The organism is Stenotrophomonas maltophilia group sp. Smal12, from assembly GCF_037079935.1.
In the GTDB taxonomy this organism is placed as follows: domain Bacteria; phylum Pseudomonadota; class Gammaproteobacteria; order Xanthomonadales; family Xanthomonadaceae; genus Stenotrophomonas; species Stenotrophomonas sepilia.
Genome location: NZ_JBAWUK010000036.1, coordinates 23,907 through 39,406, shown reverse-complemented (window position 1 = coordinate 39,406; position 15,500 = coordinate 23,907). Strand labels below are relative to the sequence as shown.

The window sequence follows — 15,500 nt, the reverse complement described above, 5'->3', positions numbered from 1 at the left end:
CGCGACGATGACCGGATGGGGAAGAGTGTGCATGGCCCCTGATTCCATTGTGAATGCATTCATGTTTCGGGGCCTGGTGCGCTGGGGGAGTTTGCGCCGCCCGGACGTTGAACTCCTGACCCGTGTGTTGCGGGTGGAGAGAGAACACATGAAGCATTCGAAGTTGAGCCTGGCCTTGGCCGGGCTGATGGGCATCACCGCCATGGCGGCGGTTGATGACGTCATGGCAATGAATTATCACGTGCGGGACGATCGCGTCTTCCTCAGCGGCGGCGTCACCGTTGCCGATGTGGTGGCGCTGCCCGCGCTGCTGGCCAAGGCACAGGCTGAAGGCCGTCCGATCCGCGAGGTCGTGCTGCGCACATCCAATGGTGGCGCGCTGATCGCCGGCGAGTGGCTGCAGGCGGTGATCCGCACCCAGGGCCTGGACACCATCGTGTCCGGCCACTGCATCTCGTCCTGCTCGATCATGCAGTCCGGTGGCGTCAACCGTTACCTCGGCGGCGATCTGCCACTGGTCGACTCGGTGCAGATCCATGCCGCCAGCAGTGGCGGCAAGATCACCTATGCGCCGTCAGCGCGCATGACCCAGATCTACACAGGCAACTACGGCGGCGGGATGGATGCGGGCCTGTTGCACAAGGCGCTGTATGAAGTGGTTCAACCCAATGGCCTGCTGGTATTCCGCGACCCGGCGCGCACCACGGGTACGTCGGTCACCTTCGATCCGGATGGCAGCGGCAGCAAGCTGGAGTCGTTCCCGGGCCAGGACATCCGCGGCAACAACATCATCAACACGGCAGGCTATCGCGATCCGGGCGACACCCTGCATGTCACCAGCAACGTCAGCGGCGACATCAACCCGGGCTACCTGCGCACCGCGCGCCAGCTGCAGGCCTTCGTCGACGACGATTTCGCGCGCTGGAACACCGACTGGGCCAGCACCTACATCAACTACGCGGTGAGCCTGTACAACGTCTCCACGCGGGGGCCGAACGGCATCGGCACGCAGTCGCTGCAGCAGCTGCTCGCCGATCCCGACCTCCAGGAAGAGCTGCGCGGCCAGTTGCGGCTGGCCGATCTGGATGCGTCCACCCTGGGCAGTTCGGCGGGCGTGATCCGTGTCAGCAACGGCGCCACCTGGCGCACCGCCGAAACCACCGGCGCCGATTTCATTCTGGTGGACAACGGCACCATCGCACTGGAGGGTGGTGCGCTGCGCACCCCCGAACTGCGGGTGATGCCGGGCAGCATCGTGGTCGGCCACGGTGATATCGCATCGGTCGGCACCGACAGCGATGCGTTGCTGGATGGCACCGGCCCGTCCTACCGCGAAGACGGCTTCAACCGCCTGCGCGTGTTCGGCACGCTGATGCCGCGTGGTGGTGATCTGGTGACCCACGGCTACGTCAACATCATGCCCGGCGGGCAGGTGCTGTTCGACGTTACCGAAACCGGTGGTACCGGCAGTGGCCGCCTGCGCGTGGGCAGCTTCTACGATGGCGGCTCCGAGGAGGGCGCGCTGGTGATCGCGCAGGGCGCACACCTGGCGTTGAACGTCGCCCAGGGCTTCTATGCCGGCACCTACCGTCGCGACCTGGTGGAAGGACCGATCTACCAGGGGGGCTTCCAGGATGCCGTGCGGCTGGGCGATGCCGGTTACAGCGCCAGCATCACGGCCGGTGAAGTGTTCCGCCCGCGCCACAATTCGCTGCTCAGCTTCAACGTCAACCAGACCGCCGATGGCCTGTGGTTGACCGCCAATCCAGGCTTCGATCAGCTGGGCCTGTTCACCAATGGCACCTCCGGCGACGGCCTGGGGCGCGCGCTGGCCGCTGCATCGGCCCGCCAGGACAGCGGCCTGAAGTCGTTGCTCGGCGCGCTGCAGTTCGCTGACCGTGATGTGATCGCACAGCAGGCTGGCGCCCTGCGTGGTGACGCGCACGCCAGCCTGCGCCTGGCCGACAATGCACTGATCGGCAGCATCGGCAACGTCGTGCAGCAGCACCAGGCAGCGATGCGCAGTGGCGGCGATGCAGACGGGTTGGCTTCGCAGGCGGCGCAGTCGGTGTCGGCGCAGCCGGGCATGCGCCATGGCAGCCTGTTCAACCAGCTGGCCATGCATCTGGTCGAGCCGGCGGGCGAGGGTGCCGGCGACAGCGGCGTAGCGGGTCGCAGCCGTGGCCTGTGGGCGCGCGGTTTCGCCAGCCATGGCCGCATCGATGCCGACGGCGGCGTGGCCGGCCTGAGCCACAACATCGGTGGCATCGTGGTCGGTGCCGACACCCGCGTGGCCGATGACCGCGTCACCCTTGGCGTCAGCGTGGCAGCGGCCGACATGTCGACCAAGGCCAGCGATGGCTCCGGTTTCACCGGTGATGTGCGCGCGCTGGACGTGGGCGGTTACTTGGATGCCACGTACGCGCGCGGCTATCTGTCGGCGGCCGTGCGCTACACCGATCTGCGGCATGACACCCGCCGCAGCCTTTCGGCCATCGATGGCCTGCAACAGCCGCTGCGCGCCCGATACAGCAACGATGCGATCTCGGCGCGAGTCGAACACGCGTTCTCCTTCACCGCCGGCAAGGGACTGGTGATCCAGCCGCTGCTGCCGGTGGTGGACTACGCACGGACCTCGGCCACCCGTTTCAATGAAGGGCAGGGCGCCGGTGCGCTGGTCGGCCGCAGTGGCAGCCTGGAGAGCATTCGCGTGGGTGCGGGCCTGCAGCTGTTCAAGACCTTCGAAGGCAACAACGGCGAGCGCATCACCCCGCGCGCGCGCGTGGTCTGGCAGAAGGAACTGGGTGACACCCAGGCCCGCTACAGCACCGGCTTCGCCGCAGCTCCGGACCTGCTGTTCGGTGCCAGCAGCCAAGCCGTGGGCGAGCAGGTGCTGGCCTGGAACCTGGGCGTGACCAGCCGTGCCAGCGAGCGCCTGTCGATCATGGCCGACTACGTGGGCGAACGCCGCGATGGGCAGATCCAGAACGGCGTGATGCTGGGCCTGGGCTACCGGTTCTAAAGGGCACTCGGCCCCGGCGATATCCGTATCGCCGGGGCCATCCCATCAGGGCAGGTGCTGCGGTATGGTCGGCAGGGAATTCCCGCCAGGCCCGCCCATGCAGATCGCCGTTTTCAGTGCCCGCCCCTACGATCGTCGTTTCCTCGATGAGGCCAACCAGCGCGATGCGGCCGGGCAGGGCTTTGCATTCGTGTACTTCGATGCCGCGCTGGACGTGCATACCGCTGCGTTGGCACAGGACTGCGCCGCGGTATGCGTGTTCGTCAATGACCGCCTCGACGCGCCGGTACTGCACGCGCTGCATGCCTTGGGCGTGCGCGCCGTGCTGCTGCGCTGCGCCGGCTTCAACAATGTGGACCTGGCAGCTGCCAAAGCGCTGGGCCTGTTCGTCGCGCGGGTGCCGGCCTATTCCCCCGAAGCCGTGGCCGAGCACGCGCTGGCGCTGGTGATGACGCTCAACCGGCAGACCCATCGCGCCTACAATCGCGTGCGCGAGGGCAACTTCATGCTCGATGGCCTGCTCGGCAGCACCCTGCATGGGCGCACGGTCGGCATCGTCGGCACCGGCAAGATCGGCCTGGCTACCGCGCGCATCTTCCGCGGCATGGGCTGCACCGTGCTGGGGCATGACCCGTATCCATCGCCGGCCTTCGCCGGCGTGGGCGACATGGTTGGGCTGGATGAACTGCTGGCGCGCGCCGATATCGTGTCGCTGCATTGCCCGCTGACGCCCGATACCCAGCACCTGATCAACGACGCCTCGCTGGCGCGGATGAAGACCGGCGCGATGCTGGTCAACACCTCGCGCGGCGGGCTGGTCGATACCCATGCGGTGATCCGCGCGCTGAAGTCGCGGCGGCTGGGTCACCTGGCCATCGACGTCTACGAGCAGGAAAGCGCGCTGTTCTTCCAGGACCTCTCCGGCGAGATCATCGACGACGAAGTCTTCCAGCGCCTGATGACCTTCCCCAACGTGCTGGTGACCGGCCACCAGGGCTTCTTCACCGTAGAGGCGCTGCAGGAGATATCGGCAATCACGCTGGGGAACCTGCGGGATTTCGCCGAGGGGCGGGTGTGTGCGAACCGAGTGGAGGCGGGCTGAGCCAGATGGATTGACCGTCGGGGCGCGCAGCCCGTAAAATCGCGTGCTCCGCCGGAATAGCTCAGTTGGTAGAGCGGCGCATTCGTAATGCGTAGGTCGCAGGTTCGACTCCTGTTTCCGGCACCAGTTGTAGAAAAGCCCCGGCCTTTGGTCGGGGCTTTTTGTTTGGCCGATTAGCGGCGCGACGCCATCAACGCCGCGTCATACCCGCATCCTTCGCCAGCCACCACGCCAGCTGCCGGAGATAACCACCTGCTGCTCCCGCCGATGCGCCGATCATCAGGCGTGCAAGCACTCTGATCCCGCGCGCGGCCCGCTCCCGCACCCGAGGCAGTACCGCCACCACCTGCGCACCCAGCAACAGCATCAGCACGTCCAGCCCCAGCGCATCCACCACCGGCAGCAACGGCAGCAGATCCGGATTGCAGGCCAGCACGATCACCAGCGCAGCACCCAGCACGGCCATCAGGCGGCGCCCGGCGGGCACGGTGGTCCAGTGCAGCAGTCGGCTGATCAGGCGCATGGCATTCCTTGTGCCTTGTGTCATCTGCGGGAATCCTCATCAGGCCCGATCGGCCGCACCGGCTGCCGCAGCACGGTTTTCAACCGCGCCGCCGCGGTCCTGCGTGGGTCGCTGAGGTAGATCTCATGATGGGGCCCGGCAAAGGTGTATCCCAGTGCGGGCATCACTTCGTCATGCAGCTGCGCCAGGATGGGGCCTTCGTCGTCGTAGGCGCCCACGTGCAAGGTCTGCAGGCTGGGGCCCTCGGCAAGGAGTTCATGGCGGAGGCTGGGCGGAGCCTCTCCCAGCTTCGTGCGCGCCTTGCTGATCGCGGACTGCCACTGTGCAGGGCCGATGCCCTCGGGCGTGCGGATCATTACGGTCCAGGCCCACTCATCCTTGCGCCGCGCGGCGAAGCTGGCCGGGTCCTCGGCGCTCCACAGCGCTTCCAGCGGTGGCACCACGTAGTCGCGCCCTTCGGCCTTCAGCGCGAACTTCAGTGCATAGCTCACCGAATACAGCCACTGCACGGCCTGCAGGTAGGCGGGGGCCGTGTTCGGGTCGCCGCGACCATCGACCATCACGTAGGGCAGGGGCGGTACGTCCACGGTCACGAACCGGCCCATCGGGGCCTGATAGAGCGCCCGGTCGCGCTTCCTGAAGTCGATCTTGTCCACGGGCCTTCCTCCTGCGCCGAGCATCCCACGCCAGGCACCTGCCAGCACGCCTGAACAGGTTCAGATGACTTTGCCGAACGAGGGCGGAGCGCCGGCCACCACTCGATGCTAGGATGCCGCCCCCGGCTGTTTTGCCCGCCGCGCCTGCGCGGTGCGACAACGTGTCGCAGCCAGAATCGGGCCTTTCCTGCGCTCGATCATTGTCAATGCCTTTCTTAAATGGTGGGTGACGGCCTAAAATTGAAAGGCTGACTCGCCCCCACCTCCCTGCCTGTCTTCCGGACCGGTGGGACCGGCTTTGGCTGGAACAGGCAGGGACGGGGAACGGCATTCCCTCGCAATTGGATCGACCGATGATTCCGTTGAAAACCCTTGGGCGCTGGTTGCGCCCGGGCCTGCTGCTGTCGTTGCTGGTGATGCTCACCGGCTGCGATGCCGTGGCCATCCTCAGTCCGAAGGGCCAGATCGGCCAGGATGAGAAGACCCTGCTGATCACGGCCACCGTGCTCATGCTGCTGGTCGTCATCCCGGTCATCATCATGACCCTGACGTTCGCGTGGAAGTATCGCGCCTCCAACACCAAGGCCCGTTACGAGCCGAAGTGGTCCCACTCGACGGCGATCGAGGTGGTGGTGTGGTCCATTCCCTGCATGATCGTGCTGGTGCTGGCGGTCCTGACCTGGCGTTCGTCGCACGCACTGGACCCGTACCGTCCGCTGGATTCGGACGTCAAGCCGGTCACCATCGAGGCGATCTCGCTGGACTGGAAGTGGCTGTTCATCTATCCGGAAGAGAAGGTGGCGGTCGTCAACGAAATCAAGTTCCCGGTCAACACGCCGCTGAACTTCAAGATCACGTCCGATTCGGTGATGAATGCATTCTTCATCCCGCACCTGGGCAGCATGATCTACTCGATGGCTGCGATGGAGACCAAGCTCCACCTGATCGCCAACGAGACCGGTGAATTCCCGGGCATGTCCTCGCACTACAGCGGCGCGGGCTTCGCCAAGATGCACTTCACCGCCTACTCGGTCACCGATGCCGAGTACCGCCAGTGGCTGGACCAGGTCCGCGCCGGCGAGCAGACCCTGGACAAGGCCTCGTTCAAGGCCCTGGGTGAAGCACGCAACGCCGAGTGGTATCCGGTCACTTACTTCGGCAAGACCGAAGAAGGCCTGTTCGACTGGGTCATCGCCAAGCACATGGGCGACAACAAGCATTACGGCATGAAGCACTCGCATGCCGGTGCCGCCGCTGCCGATGCCGCCACCCATGAAGCGCACGAGGGCCACGCCCCGAGTGACGCGCATGATTCCAAGGAATCGGGTGAAAACCTGGATGCCACCGAACACGAACACGCAGGCCATGCCGGCCACGCGGGTTCGGGAGAATGAACATGTTGGGAAAACTCTCTCTTGAGTCGATCCCCCACGATCCGATCGTGCTGACCACCCTGGTCGGCGCGGTTCTTGGTGGCCTGGGCGTCGTCGCCCTGATCACCAAGTTCAAGCTGTGGGGCTATCTGTGGAAGGAGTGGTTCACTTCGGTGGATCACAAGAAGATCGGCGTGATGTACCTCATCGTCGCCTTCGTCATGCTGCTGCGCGGTTTCTCCGACGCCATCATGATGCGTACCCAGCAGGCCATCGCCGTCGGTGGTTCCGAGGGTTACCTGCCGCCGCACCACTACGACCAGATCTTCACCGCCCACGGCGTGATCATGATCTTCTTCGTGGCGATGCCGCTGATCACCGGCCTGATGAACCTGGCCGTGCCGCTGCAGATCGGTGCGCGCGACGTCGCGTTCCCGTTCGTCAACTCGCTCAGCTTCTGGCTGTTCGTGTCCGGTGCGGTGCTGATCATGCTGTCGCTGTGGATCGGTGAGTTCGCTGCCACCGGCTGGCTGGCGTTCCCGCCGTTGTCGGGCATCGAATACAGTCCAAGCGTCGGCATGGACTACTACATCTGGGGTCTACAGGTGGCGGGCCTGGGTACCACGCTCAGTGGTATCAACTTCTTCATCACCATCCTCAAGATGCGCACCCCGAGCATGAAGCTGATGCAGATGCCGGTGTTCACCTGGACCGCCCTGGTGACCAACGTGCTGATCGTCGCGGCCTTCCCGGTGCTGACCATCACCCTGGTGCTGCTGACCCTGGACCGTTACCTGGGTACGCACTTCTTCACCAATGACGGTGGCGGCAACGCCATGCTGTACATCAACCTGATCTGGATCTGGGGTCACCCGGAGGTGTACATCCTGGTCCTGCCGGCGTTCGGTGTGTTCTCCGAAGTCATCGCGACCTTCTCGCGCAAGGCGCTGTTCGGCTACAAGGGCATGGTCTACGCCACCGCCTGCATCGGCGTGCTGTCGTTCATCGTGTGGCTGCACCACTTCTTCACCATGGGTTCGGGTGCCAACGTCAATGCCTTCTTCGGCATCACGACGATGATCATCTCGATCCCGACCGGCGTGAAGATCTTCAACTGGCTGTTCACCATGTTCCGCGGTCGCGTGCACTTCACCAGCCCGGTGCTGTGGACCATCGGCTTCATGGTCACCTTCGTCATCGGCGGCATGACCGGCGTGATGCTGGCGATTCCGGCCATCGACTTCGTGCTGCACAACAGCCTGTTCCTGATCGCCCACTTCCACAACGTCATCATCGGCGGCGTGGTGTTCGGCATGTTCGCCGGCATCACCTACTGGTGGCCGAAGATGTTCGGCTTCCGCCTCAATGAGTTCTGGGGCAAGTGCGCGTTCTGGTGCTGGTTCATCGGCTTCTACGTGACCTTCATGCCGATGTACGTGCTGGGCTTCATGGGCATGACCCGCCGCCTGCAGAGCACCGTGAACCCGGCCTACGAGCCGCTGCTGCTGGTTGCTGCCTGCGGCGCGTTCATCGTCGGCGCCGGCATCCTGTGCCAGATCATCCAGGTGGCCGTGTCGATCCGCGACCGCAAGAAGACCGTCGACCTGACCGGCGACCCGTGGGATGCCCGTACGCTGGAGTGGGAAACCTCCTCGCCGCCGGCCTTCTACAACTTCGCGACGCTGCCGGAAGTCACCGAGCTGGACGATTTCTGGGAGCGCAAGCAGCGGGGTGAAGCCTGGCCGAAGCCGGCCAAGTACACCGACATCCACATGCCGCGCAACACCGGCACGGGCGTTGTCATCGGTGCCTTCAGCCTGGTGTTCGGCTTCGCGATGATCTGGCACATCTGGTGGCTGGCCATCGTCGGCTTCGTCGGCATGATCGCCACGTTCATCTACCGCACCTTCGACCAGGACGTGGACTACTGGGTCCCGGCCGCCGAGGTGGAACGCATCGAGAACGAACACCGCAAGCACCTGGAAGCCCAGGGCCTGGTGAAGTCGGAGCTGAAGGCATGAGCACCAATACCTCGACCCTGAGCCACGGGCACGCCGCGCATGCGGCGGCCCATGGCCATGACGACCACGAGCACCACGATACCGGCGGCAACACCGTCTTCGGTTTCTGGGTGTACCTGATGAGCGACTGCCTCATCTTCGCCTCGCTGTTCGCCACCTACGTGGTGCTGGCAGGCGGTACCGATGGCGGTCCCACCGCGAAGGACCTGTTCGAGCTGCCGTTCGTGGCGTGGGAAACCGCGCTGCTGCTGACCTCGTCGCTGACCTTCGGCCTGGGCATGATTGCCATGCACCGCAAGCAGATGGGCCAGATGTACCTGTGGCTGGGCATCACCTGGCTGCTGGGCTTCGGCTTCATGTGCATGGAAGTGTGGGAGTTCCAGCACCTGATCCATCAGGGCTACGGTCCGGACCGCAGTGCCTTCCTGTCGGCGTTCTTCGCCCTGGTCGGTACCCACGGCCTGCACGTCAGCGCCGGCCTGTTGTGGCTGCTGGTGATGTTCGTGCAGCTGAAGAAGTACGGCCTGACCCCGACCAACAAGACCCGCATGGCGTGCCTGAGCCTGTTCTGGCACTTCCTGGACCTGATCTGGATCGGCGTGTTCTCCGTCGTCTACCTCAATGGAGCGCTGTAATGGCACATGACAACCATGCACACGACCACGGCACCGGCGGCGAAAGCCACGGCAGCGTGAAGTCGTACCTGATCGGCTTCGTGCTGGCGGTGGTGCTGACCGTCATCCCGTTCTGGATGGTGATGTCGGGCGATTTCTCGCGCACCGTCAACGGTGTGGTGATCGCGGTCACCGCGGTGCTGCAGATGCTGGTCCACCTGGTGTTCTTCCTGCACTTGGACCGCTCTTCGGAAAGCCGCTGGAACGTCAACGCTGCGGCCTTCACCGTCGTGGTGATCGGCATCATCGTGATCGGCACCGTGTGGTTCATCCACAACATGAACGTCCACATTATGCACTGACGTCCTGGCGAGGTTGCCACGCAGAAAGGCCCCCCCCGGGCGCCCTTTCTGGTTTTCCGTTGTCCGGTAGTGCCGGCCGGTGGCCGGAAATTGGGGGACGCCGGCCAGCGGCCGGCTCTACCCGTGGTTCCATCCCGTGCGTGGAGGAGACGCTCGCCTCATCCCACCCGGCGCAGGAACTCTTCGGCCTCCATCGGCCGGCCCAGATGGTAGCCCTGCAGCTGGTCGCAGCCGAGCTCGCTCAGGTACTCGCGCTGCGCCTGGGTCTCCACGCCTTCGGCCACCACCTGCAGCTGCAGGGTGCGGCCCAGCGCGATGATCGATGAGACGATGGCGGCGTCCTCGTCATTGCGTTCCAGGTCGTGCACGAACGCACGGTCGATCTTCAGTTCGGTGGCTGGCATCCGCTTGAGGTACAGCAGGCTGGAGTAGCCGGTACCGAAATCATCGATGGCGATGTGCACGCCCATTGCGGTCAGGTCGCTGAGGATCGCCAAGCTGGCATCGACGTCCTTCATCGCCGTGGTCTCGGTGATCTCCAGGGTCAGCCGTGCCGGTTCGATCCGGTGCCGCTCCAGCACCTCGCGCACGCTGTCCAGCAGTGCCGGCGAGGCGAACTGCAGCGGCGACAGGTTCACCGCCATTGTCCATTCCGCATGCCCGGCATCGTGCCATTCCCGCAGTTGCGCGCAGGCCTGGTCCAGTACCCAGTCACCGATCGGCAGGATCAGGCCGCTGCGTTCGGCGATCGGAATGAACACATCCGGCGCCAGCAGCCCCAGCTCCGGGTGCTGCCAGCGCAGCAGCGCCTCGGCGCCGGTGGCCGGTGCGCCCGCGGCCGGAAATTTGGGCTGGTAATGCAGGATCAGTTCGTTGCGGGCGATGGCCTTGCGCAGGTCCTGCAGCAGGCGCAACTGGCGATTGGCACTGAGCTGCATCGAGGGCGTGAAGAAGGTATAGCCGTTCCGCCCGGTTTCCTTGGTGTGGTACATCGCCGCATCGGCGTGCGCCATCAGCTCGCGCTCGTTGCTGGCATCATCCGGGTACAGGGCGATGCCCAGGCTCGCGCTGACCTGCAGTTCGGCCGCATCCAGCGTGAACGGCTCACCGGCGGCGGCAATGATGCGCTCGGCCACCACGACCGCATCGTCGGGAATGTCGATGGCCAGCACGATCACGAACTCGTCGCCGCCGAGGCGGGCGAACGTGTCCTGCGGGCGCAGCAGGCCGCCGATGCGCTGTGCCACCGCCACCAGCAGGCGGTCGCCAAGCTGATGACCATAGGCATCATTGACCGCCTTGAAGCCATCCAGGTCGCAGAACATCACCGCCACCGCATGATTGCGGCGCCGCGCCTTCTCGATGGCCTGCTCGATGCGGTCCTGCAGCAGCATGCGGTTGGGCAGCTGGGTCAAGGGATCGTGCAGCGCGGCCTGGATCAGCTTGTCGTTGGCGTGCGCCAGCGAATCGGCCAGCAGCCCGGTGCGCACGCGCATCTGCCGGTCGAACAGCGAGGCCACCAGGGCGATGCCCAGCGTGGCCACGGTGGTGACGATCACCAGCACCGCCAGCCAGCGCGTGTCGATGCCGCCACTGCCGACGGCGCCACAGAGGCTGCCTTCGGGGAAGCGCGCCGCCGCCATGCCGGTGTAATGCATGCCCACGATGGCCAGGCCCATCACCAGCGATGCGAGCGCGCGCAGGCGCAGGGTGTGGCGCTGCTCTGCGCGCAGGCGGAAGGCGATCCACAGGGCGGCGCCAGCGGCACCGATGGCCACCGCGATGGAGGCGGCAAACCAGCCCGGGTGGTAGTCGATGCCGGGCTGCATGCGCATCGCAGCCATGCCCAGGTAGTGCATGGTAGCGATGCCCAGGCCCATCAGCACGGCCCCGGCCAGCAGCCGGCGCCACGGCAGGCTGGGGCGCGATACCAGCCACAGCGCATAGGCCGAGGCACCGATCGAGACCGCCAGCGAGTACAGGGTGATGCTGAGGTCATAGCCCACCGGGATCGGCAGGTCGAAGGCGAGCATGCCGATGAAGTGCATGGACCAGATGCCCAGGCCCATGGCCGCCGCGCCTCCGGCCAGCCACCAGCGCGCCACGCGCCCCTCGGCGGTGGCCAGGCGCCCGGCCATGTCCAGCGCCGTGTACGAAGCAAGAATGGCCACCAGCAGGGAGATGATGACCAGGCTCTGACTGTAACTGCCAGTCATGTTGAATCCAGTGGGGGAGGAAGGGGGGCGCCCGCAAGGCGCACGCCCGCGACCCCTATCGGCGCGGGTGGGCAGGACTTGAGCGGTCGCAGCAGCTGCGACCCGGCTCGGCTATCCTGCCACGCCTGTTCCCGTTGCTGGAAATCCTCCGATGGCCAAAGCCCGCACCGCCTACGTCTGCAATGAATGCGGCGCCGAATTCAGCAAGTGGCAGGGCCAGTGCACCGAGTGCAACGCCTGGAACTCGTTGTCGGAAATCGTGCTGGAGAGCGCGGCGGCGGCCAAGGCGCCGGCCTCGCGCCGGGCGGGCTGGGCCGGCAAGATCGATCCGCCGAAGATCACTGCGCTGAAGGATGTGGAGCAGACCGAGCATCGCCGGGTCTCCACCGGCATCGGCGAGTTCGACCGTGTGCTGGGCGGCGGCCTGGTCGAAGGCGCGGTGGTGCTGGTGGGCGGCGACCCGGGCATCGGCAAGTCGACGCTGCTGCTGCAGGCGGTGGCGAAGATGGCCGCTGAACTGCCTGTGCTGTACGTCACCGGCGAAGAGTCACTGGCGCAGGTGGCTGGTCGTGCGCATCGCCTGGAGCTGCCGCTGGACGGCGTCAATGCGCTGGCCGAGACCGGGGTCGAGTCGATCCTGCAGCATGCCTCCAGGGCTGGGCCGCGGCTGATCGTGGCCGATTCGGTGCAGACCCTGTGGACCGAGAGCCTGACCGCTGCGCCCGGTTCGGTCAGCCAGGTGCGCGAGAGCGCGGCGCGGCTGGTGCGGTTCGCCAAGGAAACCGGCACCGCCGTGTTCCTGGTCGGCCATGTGACCAAGGAAGGCGGCATCGCCGGCCCGCGCGTGCTGGAACACATGGTGGACGCGGTGCTGTACTTCGAAGGCGAGAGCGGCAGCCGCTTCCGCCTGTTGCGCGCGTTCAAGAACCGCTTCGGTGCGGTCAACGAGCTGGGTGTGTTCGCGATGGGCGACAAGGGCCTGAAGGAGGTCTCCAACCCCTCGGCGATCTTCCTGTCCGGCGGCAGCACCCATCAGCCGGGCAGCTGCGTGATGGTCACCCGCGAGGGCACGCGGCCGCTGCTGGTGGAGGTACAGGCGCTGGTCGACGCATCGCCGCTGTCGAACCCGCGCCGTGTCGCGGTCGGCCTGGAGCAGAATCGCCTGGCGATGCTGCTGGCAGTGCTGCATCGCCATGGCGGTGTACTGGTCGGCGACCAGGACGTGTTCGTCAATGTGGTCGGTGGCATCCGCGTCCAGGAGACCGCCGCCGATCTGCCGGTGCTGCTGGCGGTGTTGTCGTCGCTGCAGGATCGGCCGCTGGCGGAGAAGACCATCGCCTTCGGCGAGGTGGGCCTGTCCGGCGAGATCCGCCCGGTGCCCAATGGCGAAGACCGCCTGCGCGAGGCCGCCACCCATGGCTTCAAGCGCGCCATCGTGCCCAAGGCCAATGCGCCCAAGGGCGGTTCGGTGAAAGGCATGGAGGTGATCGCGGTGGAACGCCTGTCCGAGGCCATCGACGCGGCGTGATGCCAGCCCTGTAGAGCCGAGCCCACGCTCGGCTGCTTTCTGTGGAGTCGAGCCATGCTCGACTGGTGGTCGAACAGCAGCCGAGCATGGGCTCGGCTCTACAAGTGCCCAATGCAGTAACGGTCAGCTTCACTGTGCTAGTTTTTCCCGCTCGACGAAGACGCCCTCTGGCGTCTTTCCGTGCCCAGGAGTAAACGATTACATGCAGGACACCGCACTCACCGCCCCCAACGCCGAGATCCGTCGTGCCGGGGTCGATCTCAATGGACTGATGACGGTGCTGGGCAAGCACCTGTATTCCACCCCGGTGGTGGCGCTGCGTGAGCTGGTACAGAACGCGCATGACTCGATCATCCGCCGCCGCATCGAGCAGCCCGGTGTTGACGTGCCTTCGCGCATTTCGGTGCAGGTTGATGCCGGTGCCGGCGTACTGCGCATCACTGATACCGGTGCTGGCCTGACCCGCCAGGAGATCCACGATTACCTGGCCACCGTCGGCGTCGGCTACACCCGTGGCCTGCGCCAGGGCGGAGAGGACGATGAAGGGCTGATCGGCATGTTCGGCCTCGGCTTCCTGTCGGCCTTCGTGCTGGCCCGCCGGGTCAGCGTGCGCACCACCTCGTACCAGACGCCGGATCTGGGCCATCTGTACGTGTCCAGCAACGCCGAGCAATACACCGTCAGCGAAGTGCCTGCACGCGCGGTGGGCACTGAGGTGGAGCTGGAGCTGCATCCGGACTTCCTGCCGCTGGCCAACGAGGCGCGCCTGCATGAGGTGCTGGGCCGCTACTGCGCGTTGCTATCCGAGCCGATCTTCATCGGTGCTGCGGGCGAGGCGCTCAATCCCGAGCCGCCGCCGTGGCGCGGCCAGGGGGAGGTCGCCGTGCATCCGGTGCAGGCCCGCCGGCAGGCGCTGCAGTTCGCCGCGCGGTTCGAGCATGATTTCGAGCCGATTGTGACCGTGCCGTTGCGTGCCGATGGCAACAGCGATGCCACTGGCCTGCTGTGGGTGCAGGACGGCGCCACCTATGGCACCAGCGACAACCGCAACCTGTCGGTGTTCGTGCGTGGGATGCTGCTGGATGACGACGCGCGCGACCTGCTGCCGCCGTGGGCCGGTTTCATCGGCGGGGTGATCGAATCCTCGCGGTTGACGCCCACCGCCAGCCGCGAAGACCTGCAGCGCGATGACCAGTACCGCGCGGTGCAGCATGCACTGCTGGAGGCGCTGATCGACGGCCTGGCCGACGTTGCGAAGCAGCAACCGGAAGCCTGGCGGCGCGTGCTGACCCGCCACAACGAGGCGCTGCTGGGTGCGGCACTGTGCGATGACCGCCTGTTCGAACTGCTGATGGAGCATGTGCGGGTGCCGACTTCGCAGGGCGACCTGCCGGCCAGTGCGCTGCCGGCGCGCGGTGCCGTGCATGTCATCCTCGACAACGGCGGTGGCTTTGAAGAGATGCTGTTCCGCGCGATGGGCGTACCGGTCGCGCATGGCCATCGCTACGCGGTGGTGCCGTTCCTGCGGCGCTGGGCCCAGGCCAAGGGCCTGCGCCTGGTCGAGCTCGGCACCGAGCAGGGCAACCGCGCACTGTTCCGCAGTGATGACAGCCTCGACGAGGCGCAGCTGGCGTGGCTGCGCGAACAGCTGGGCGACGGCGAGCAGCTGCTGCCCGCACGTTTCAGCCCGGAGGCGCTGCCGGTGGTGGTGGTGCCCGACCGCGAGGCCGAGCTGAAGCAACGGCTGGAAGACGACGAGAACGACAAGCGCGTCTCGATGGCCGCGCTGCGCCTGGCGCGACAGTTCACCGCGCGCATCGAATCACGCGCACCGTCGCGGCTGTATCTCAATCTCGACAACCCGGCGGTGCAGGCACTGCTGCGCGCCCAGCGCGAGGGCCACCCACAGGCCGAGGCCGCAGCCCGCCTGCTGCGCTCGCTGAAAGTCATCGTCGCCGCGCAGGGCCGCCCGCTGGCACGCGCGACTGCTACGCCGGGCCCGGATCTCAATGGTGCCTTCACCGATATCGCCGGTGCCCTGCAGCAGATGCTGCGCTGAGCACCGCACCTTCTCATCCAGCCT

At 66.1% G+C, this 15,500-nt stretch carries 11 protein-coding genes and 1 tRNA gene; 9 read left to right on the top strand and 3 right to left on the bottom strand.

Translation table 11 applies throughout. The features are described 5' to 3' along the window. The first annotated feature begins 148 nt into the window (after nt 1-148). The 3 genes from WDC87_RS15465 to WDC87_RS15455 all read left to right on the top strand — a co-directional run bounded on the left by WDC87_RS15465 (nt 149) and on the right by WDC87_RS15455 (nt 4,250). Nucleotides 149-3,022 carry an autotransporter outer membrane beta-barrel domain-containing protein gene (locus tag WDC87_RS15465; protein ID WP_072166909.1) on the top strand — a complete coding sequence of 958 codons (2,874 nt, stop codon included), beginning with the start codon at nt 149-151 and terminating at the stop codon, nt 3,020-3,022. Between the two features lie 97 nt (nt 3,023-3,119). Then, nucleotides 3,120-4,124: a 2-hydroxyacid dehydrogenase gene (locus WDC87_RS15460; protein ID WP_252745494.1), complete on the top strand. Its 1,005-nt coding sequence runs from the start codon at nt 3,120-3,122 to the stop codon at nt 4,122-4,124. Between the two features lie 50 nt (nt 4,125-4,174). Beyond that, a tRNA-Thr gene (locus WDC87_RS15455) sits at nt 4,175-4,250 on the top strand. Nucleotides 4,251-4,314: 64 nt separating this feature from the next. Here WDC87_RS15455 and WDC87_RS15450 read toward each other — a convergent pair. Together WDC87_RS15450 and WDC87_RS15445 are read right to left on the bottom strand one after the other, a co-directional pair. Continuing rightward, nucleotides 4,315-4,647, bottom strand: a complete 333-nt coding sequence (locus WDC87_RS15450; RefSeq protein ID WP_072166894.1) for a hypothetical protein — start codon at nt 4,645-4,647, stop codon at nt 4,315-4,317. A gap of 20 nt (nt 4,648-4,667) precedes the next feature. Continuing rightward, a complete protein-coding gene (locus WDC87_RS15445; RefSeq protein WP_072166893.1) occupies nt 4,668-5,303 on the bottom strand; it encodes a GyrI-like domain-containing protein in 636 nt (211 codons plus the stop codon). A gap of 353 nt (nt 5,304-5,656) precedes the next feature. Here WDC87_RS15445 and cyoA point away from each other — a divergent pair, with 353 nt between their 5' ends. Genes cyoA through cyoD form a run of 4 tightly spaced genes read left to right on the top strand, consistent with a single transcriptional unit; the run spans nt 5,657 to nt 9,673 of the window. After that, entirely contained in the window at nt 5,657-6,697 is a 1,041-nt protein-coding gene (cyoA, locus tag WDC87_RS15440) for a ubiquinol oxidase subunit II (RefSeq protein ID WP_005415723.1), read from the top strand. A 2-nt stretch (nt 6,698-6,699) separates the two neighbouring features. Next, complete coding sequence (cyoB, locus tag WDC87_RS15435; protein ID WP_088496440.1) at nt 6,700-8,697, top strand: cytochrome o ubiquinol oxidase subunit I; 1,998 nt, start codon at nt 6,700-6,702, stop codon at nt 8,695-8,697. After that, entirely contained in the window at nt 8,694-9,332 is a 639-nt protein-coding gene (gene cyoC / locus WDC87_RS15430) for a cytochrome o ubiquinol oxidase subunit III (RefSeq protein ID WP_005408583.1), read from the top strand. The genes cyoB and cyoC overlap by 4 nt, the downstream gene beginning before the upstream one ends. Then, nucleotides 9,332-9,673, top strand: coding sequence for a cytochrome o ubiquinol oxidase subunit IV (gene cyoD / locus WDC87_RS15425; RefSeq protein WP_336331311.1), 342 nt, complete (start codon nt 9,332-9,334; stop codon nt 9,671-9,673). Before cyoC ends, cyoD begins: the two co-directional genes overlap by 1 nt. Nucleotides 9,674-9,831: 158 nt before the next feature. Here cyoD and WDC87_RS15420 read toward each other — a convergent pair whose 3' ends face one another. Continuing rightward, complete coding sequence (locus WDC87_RS15420; RefSeq protein ID WP_252745493.1) at nt 9,832-11,889, bottom strand: bifunctional diguanylate cyclase/phosphodiesterase; 2,058 nt, start codon at nt 11,887-11,889, stop codon at nt 9,832-9,834. A 151-nt stretch (nt 11,890-12,040) separates the two neighbouring features. Here WDC87_RS15420 and radA point away from each other — a divergent pair, with 151 nt between their 5' ends. Then, nucleotides 12,041-13,417, top strand: coding sequence for a DNA repair protein RadA (gene radA, locus WDC87_RS15415; RefSeq protein WP_005408586.1), 1,377 nt, complete (start codon nt 12,041-12,043; stop codon nt 13,415-13,417). A 202-nt stretch (nt 13,418-13,619) separates the two neighbouring features. After that, nucleotides 13,620-15,476, top strand: a complete 1,857-nt coding sequence (locus WDC87_RS15410) for an ATP-binding protein (RefSeq protein ID WP_252745492.1) — start codon at nt 13,620-13,622, stop codon at nt 15,474-15,476. Nucleotides 15,477-15,500 lie beyond the last annotated feature (24 nt).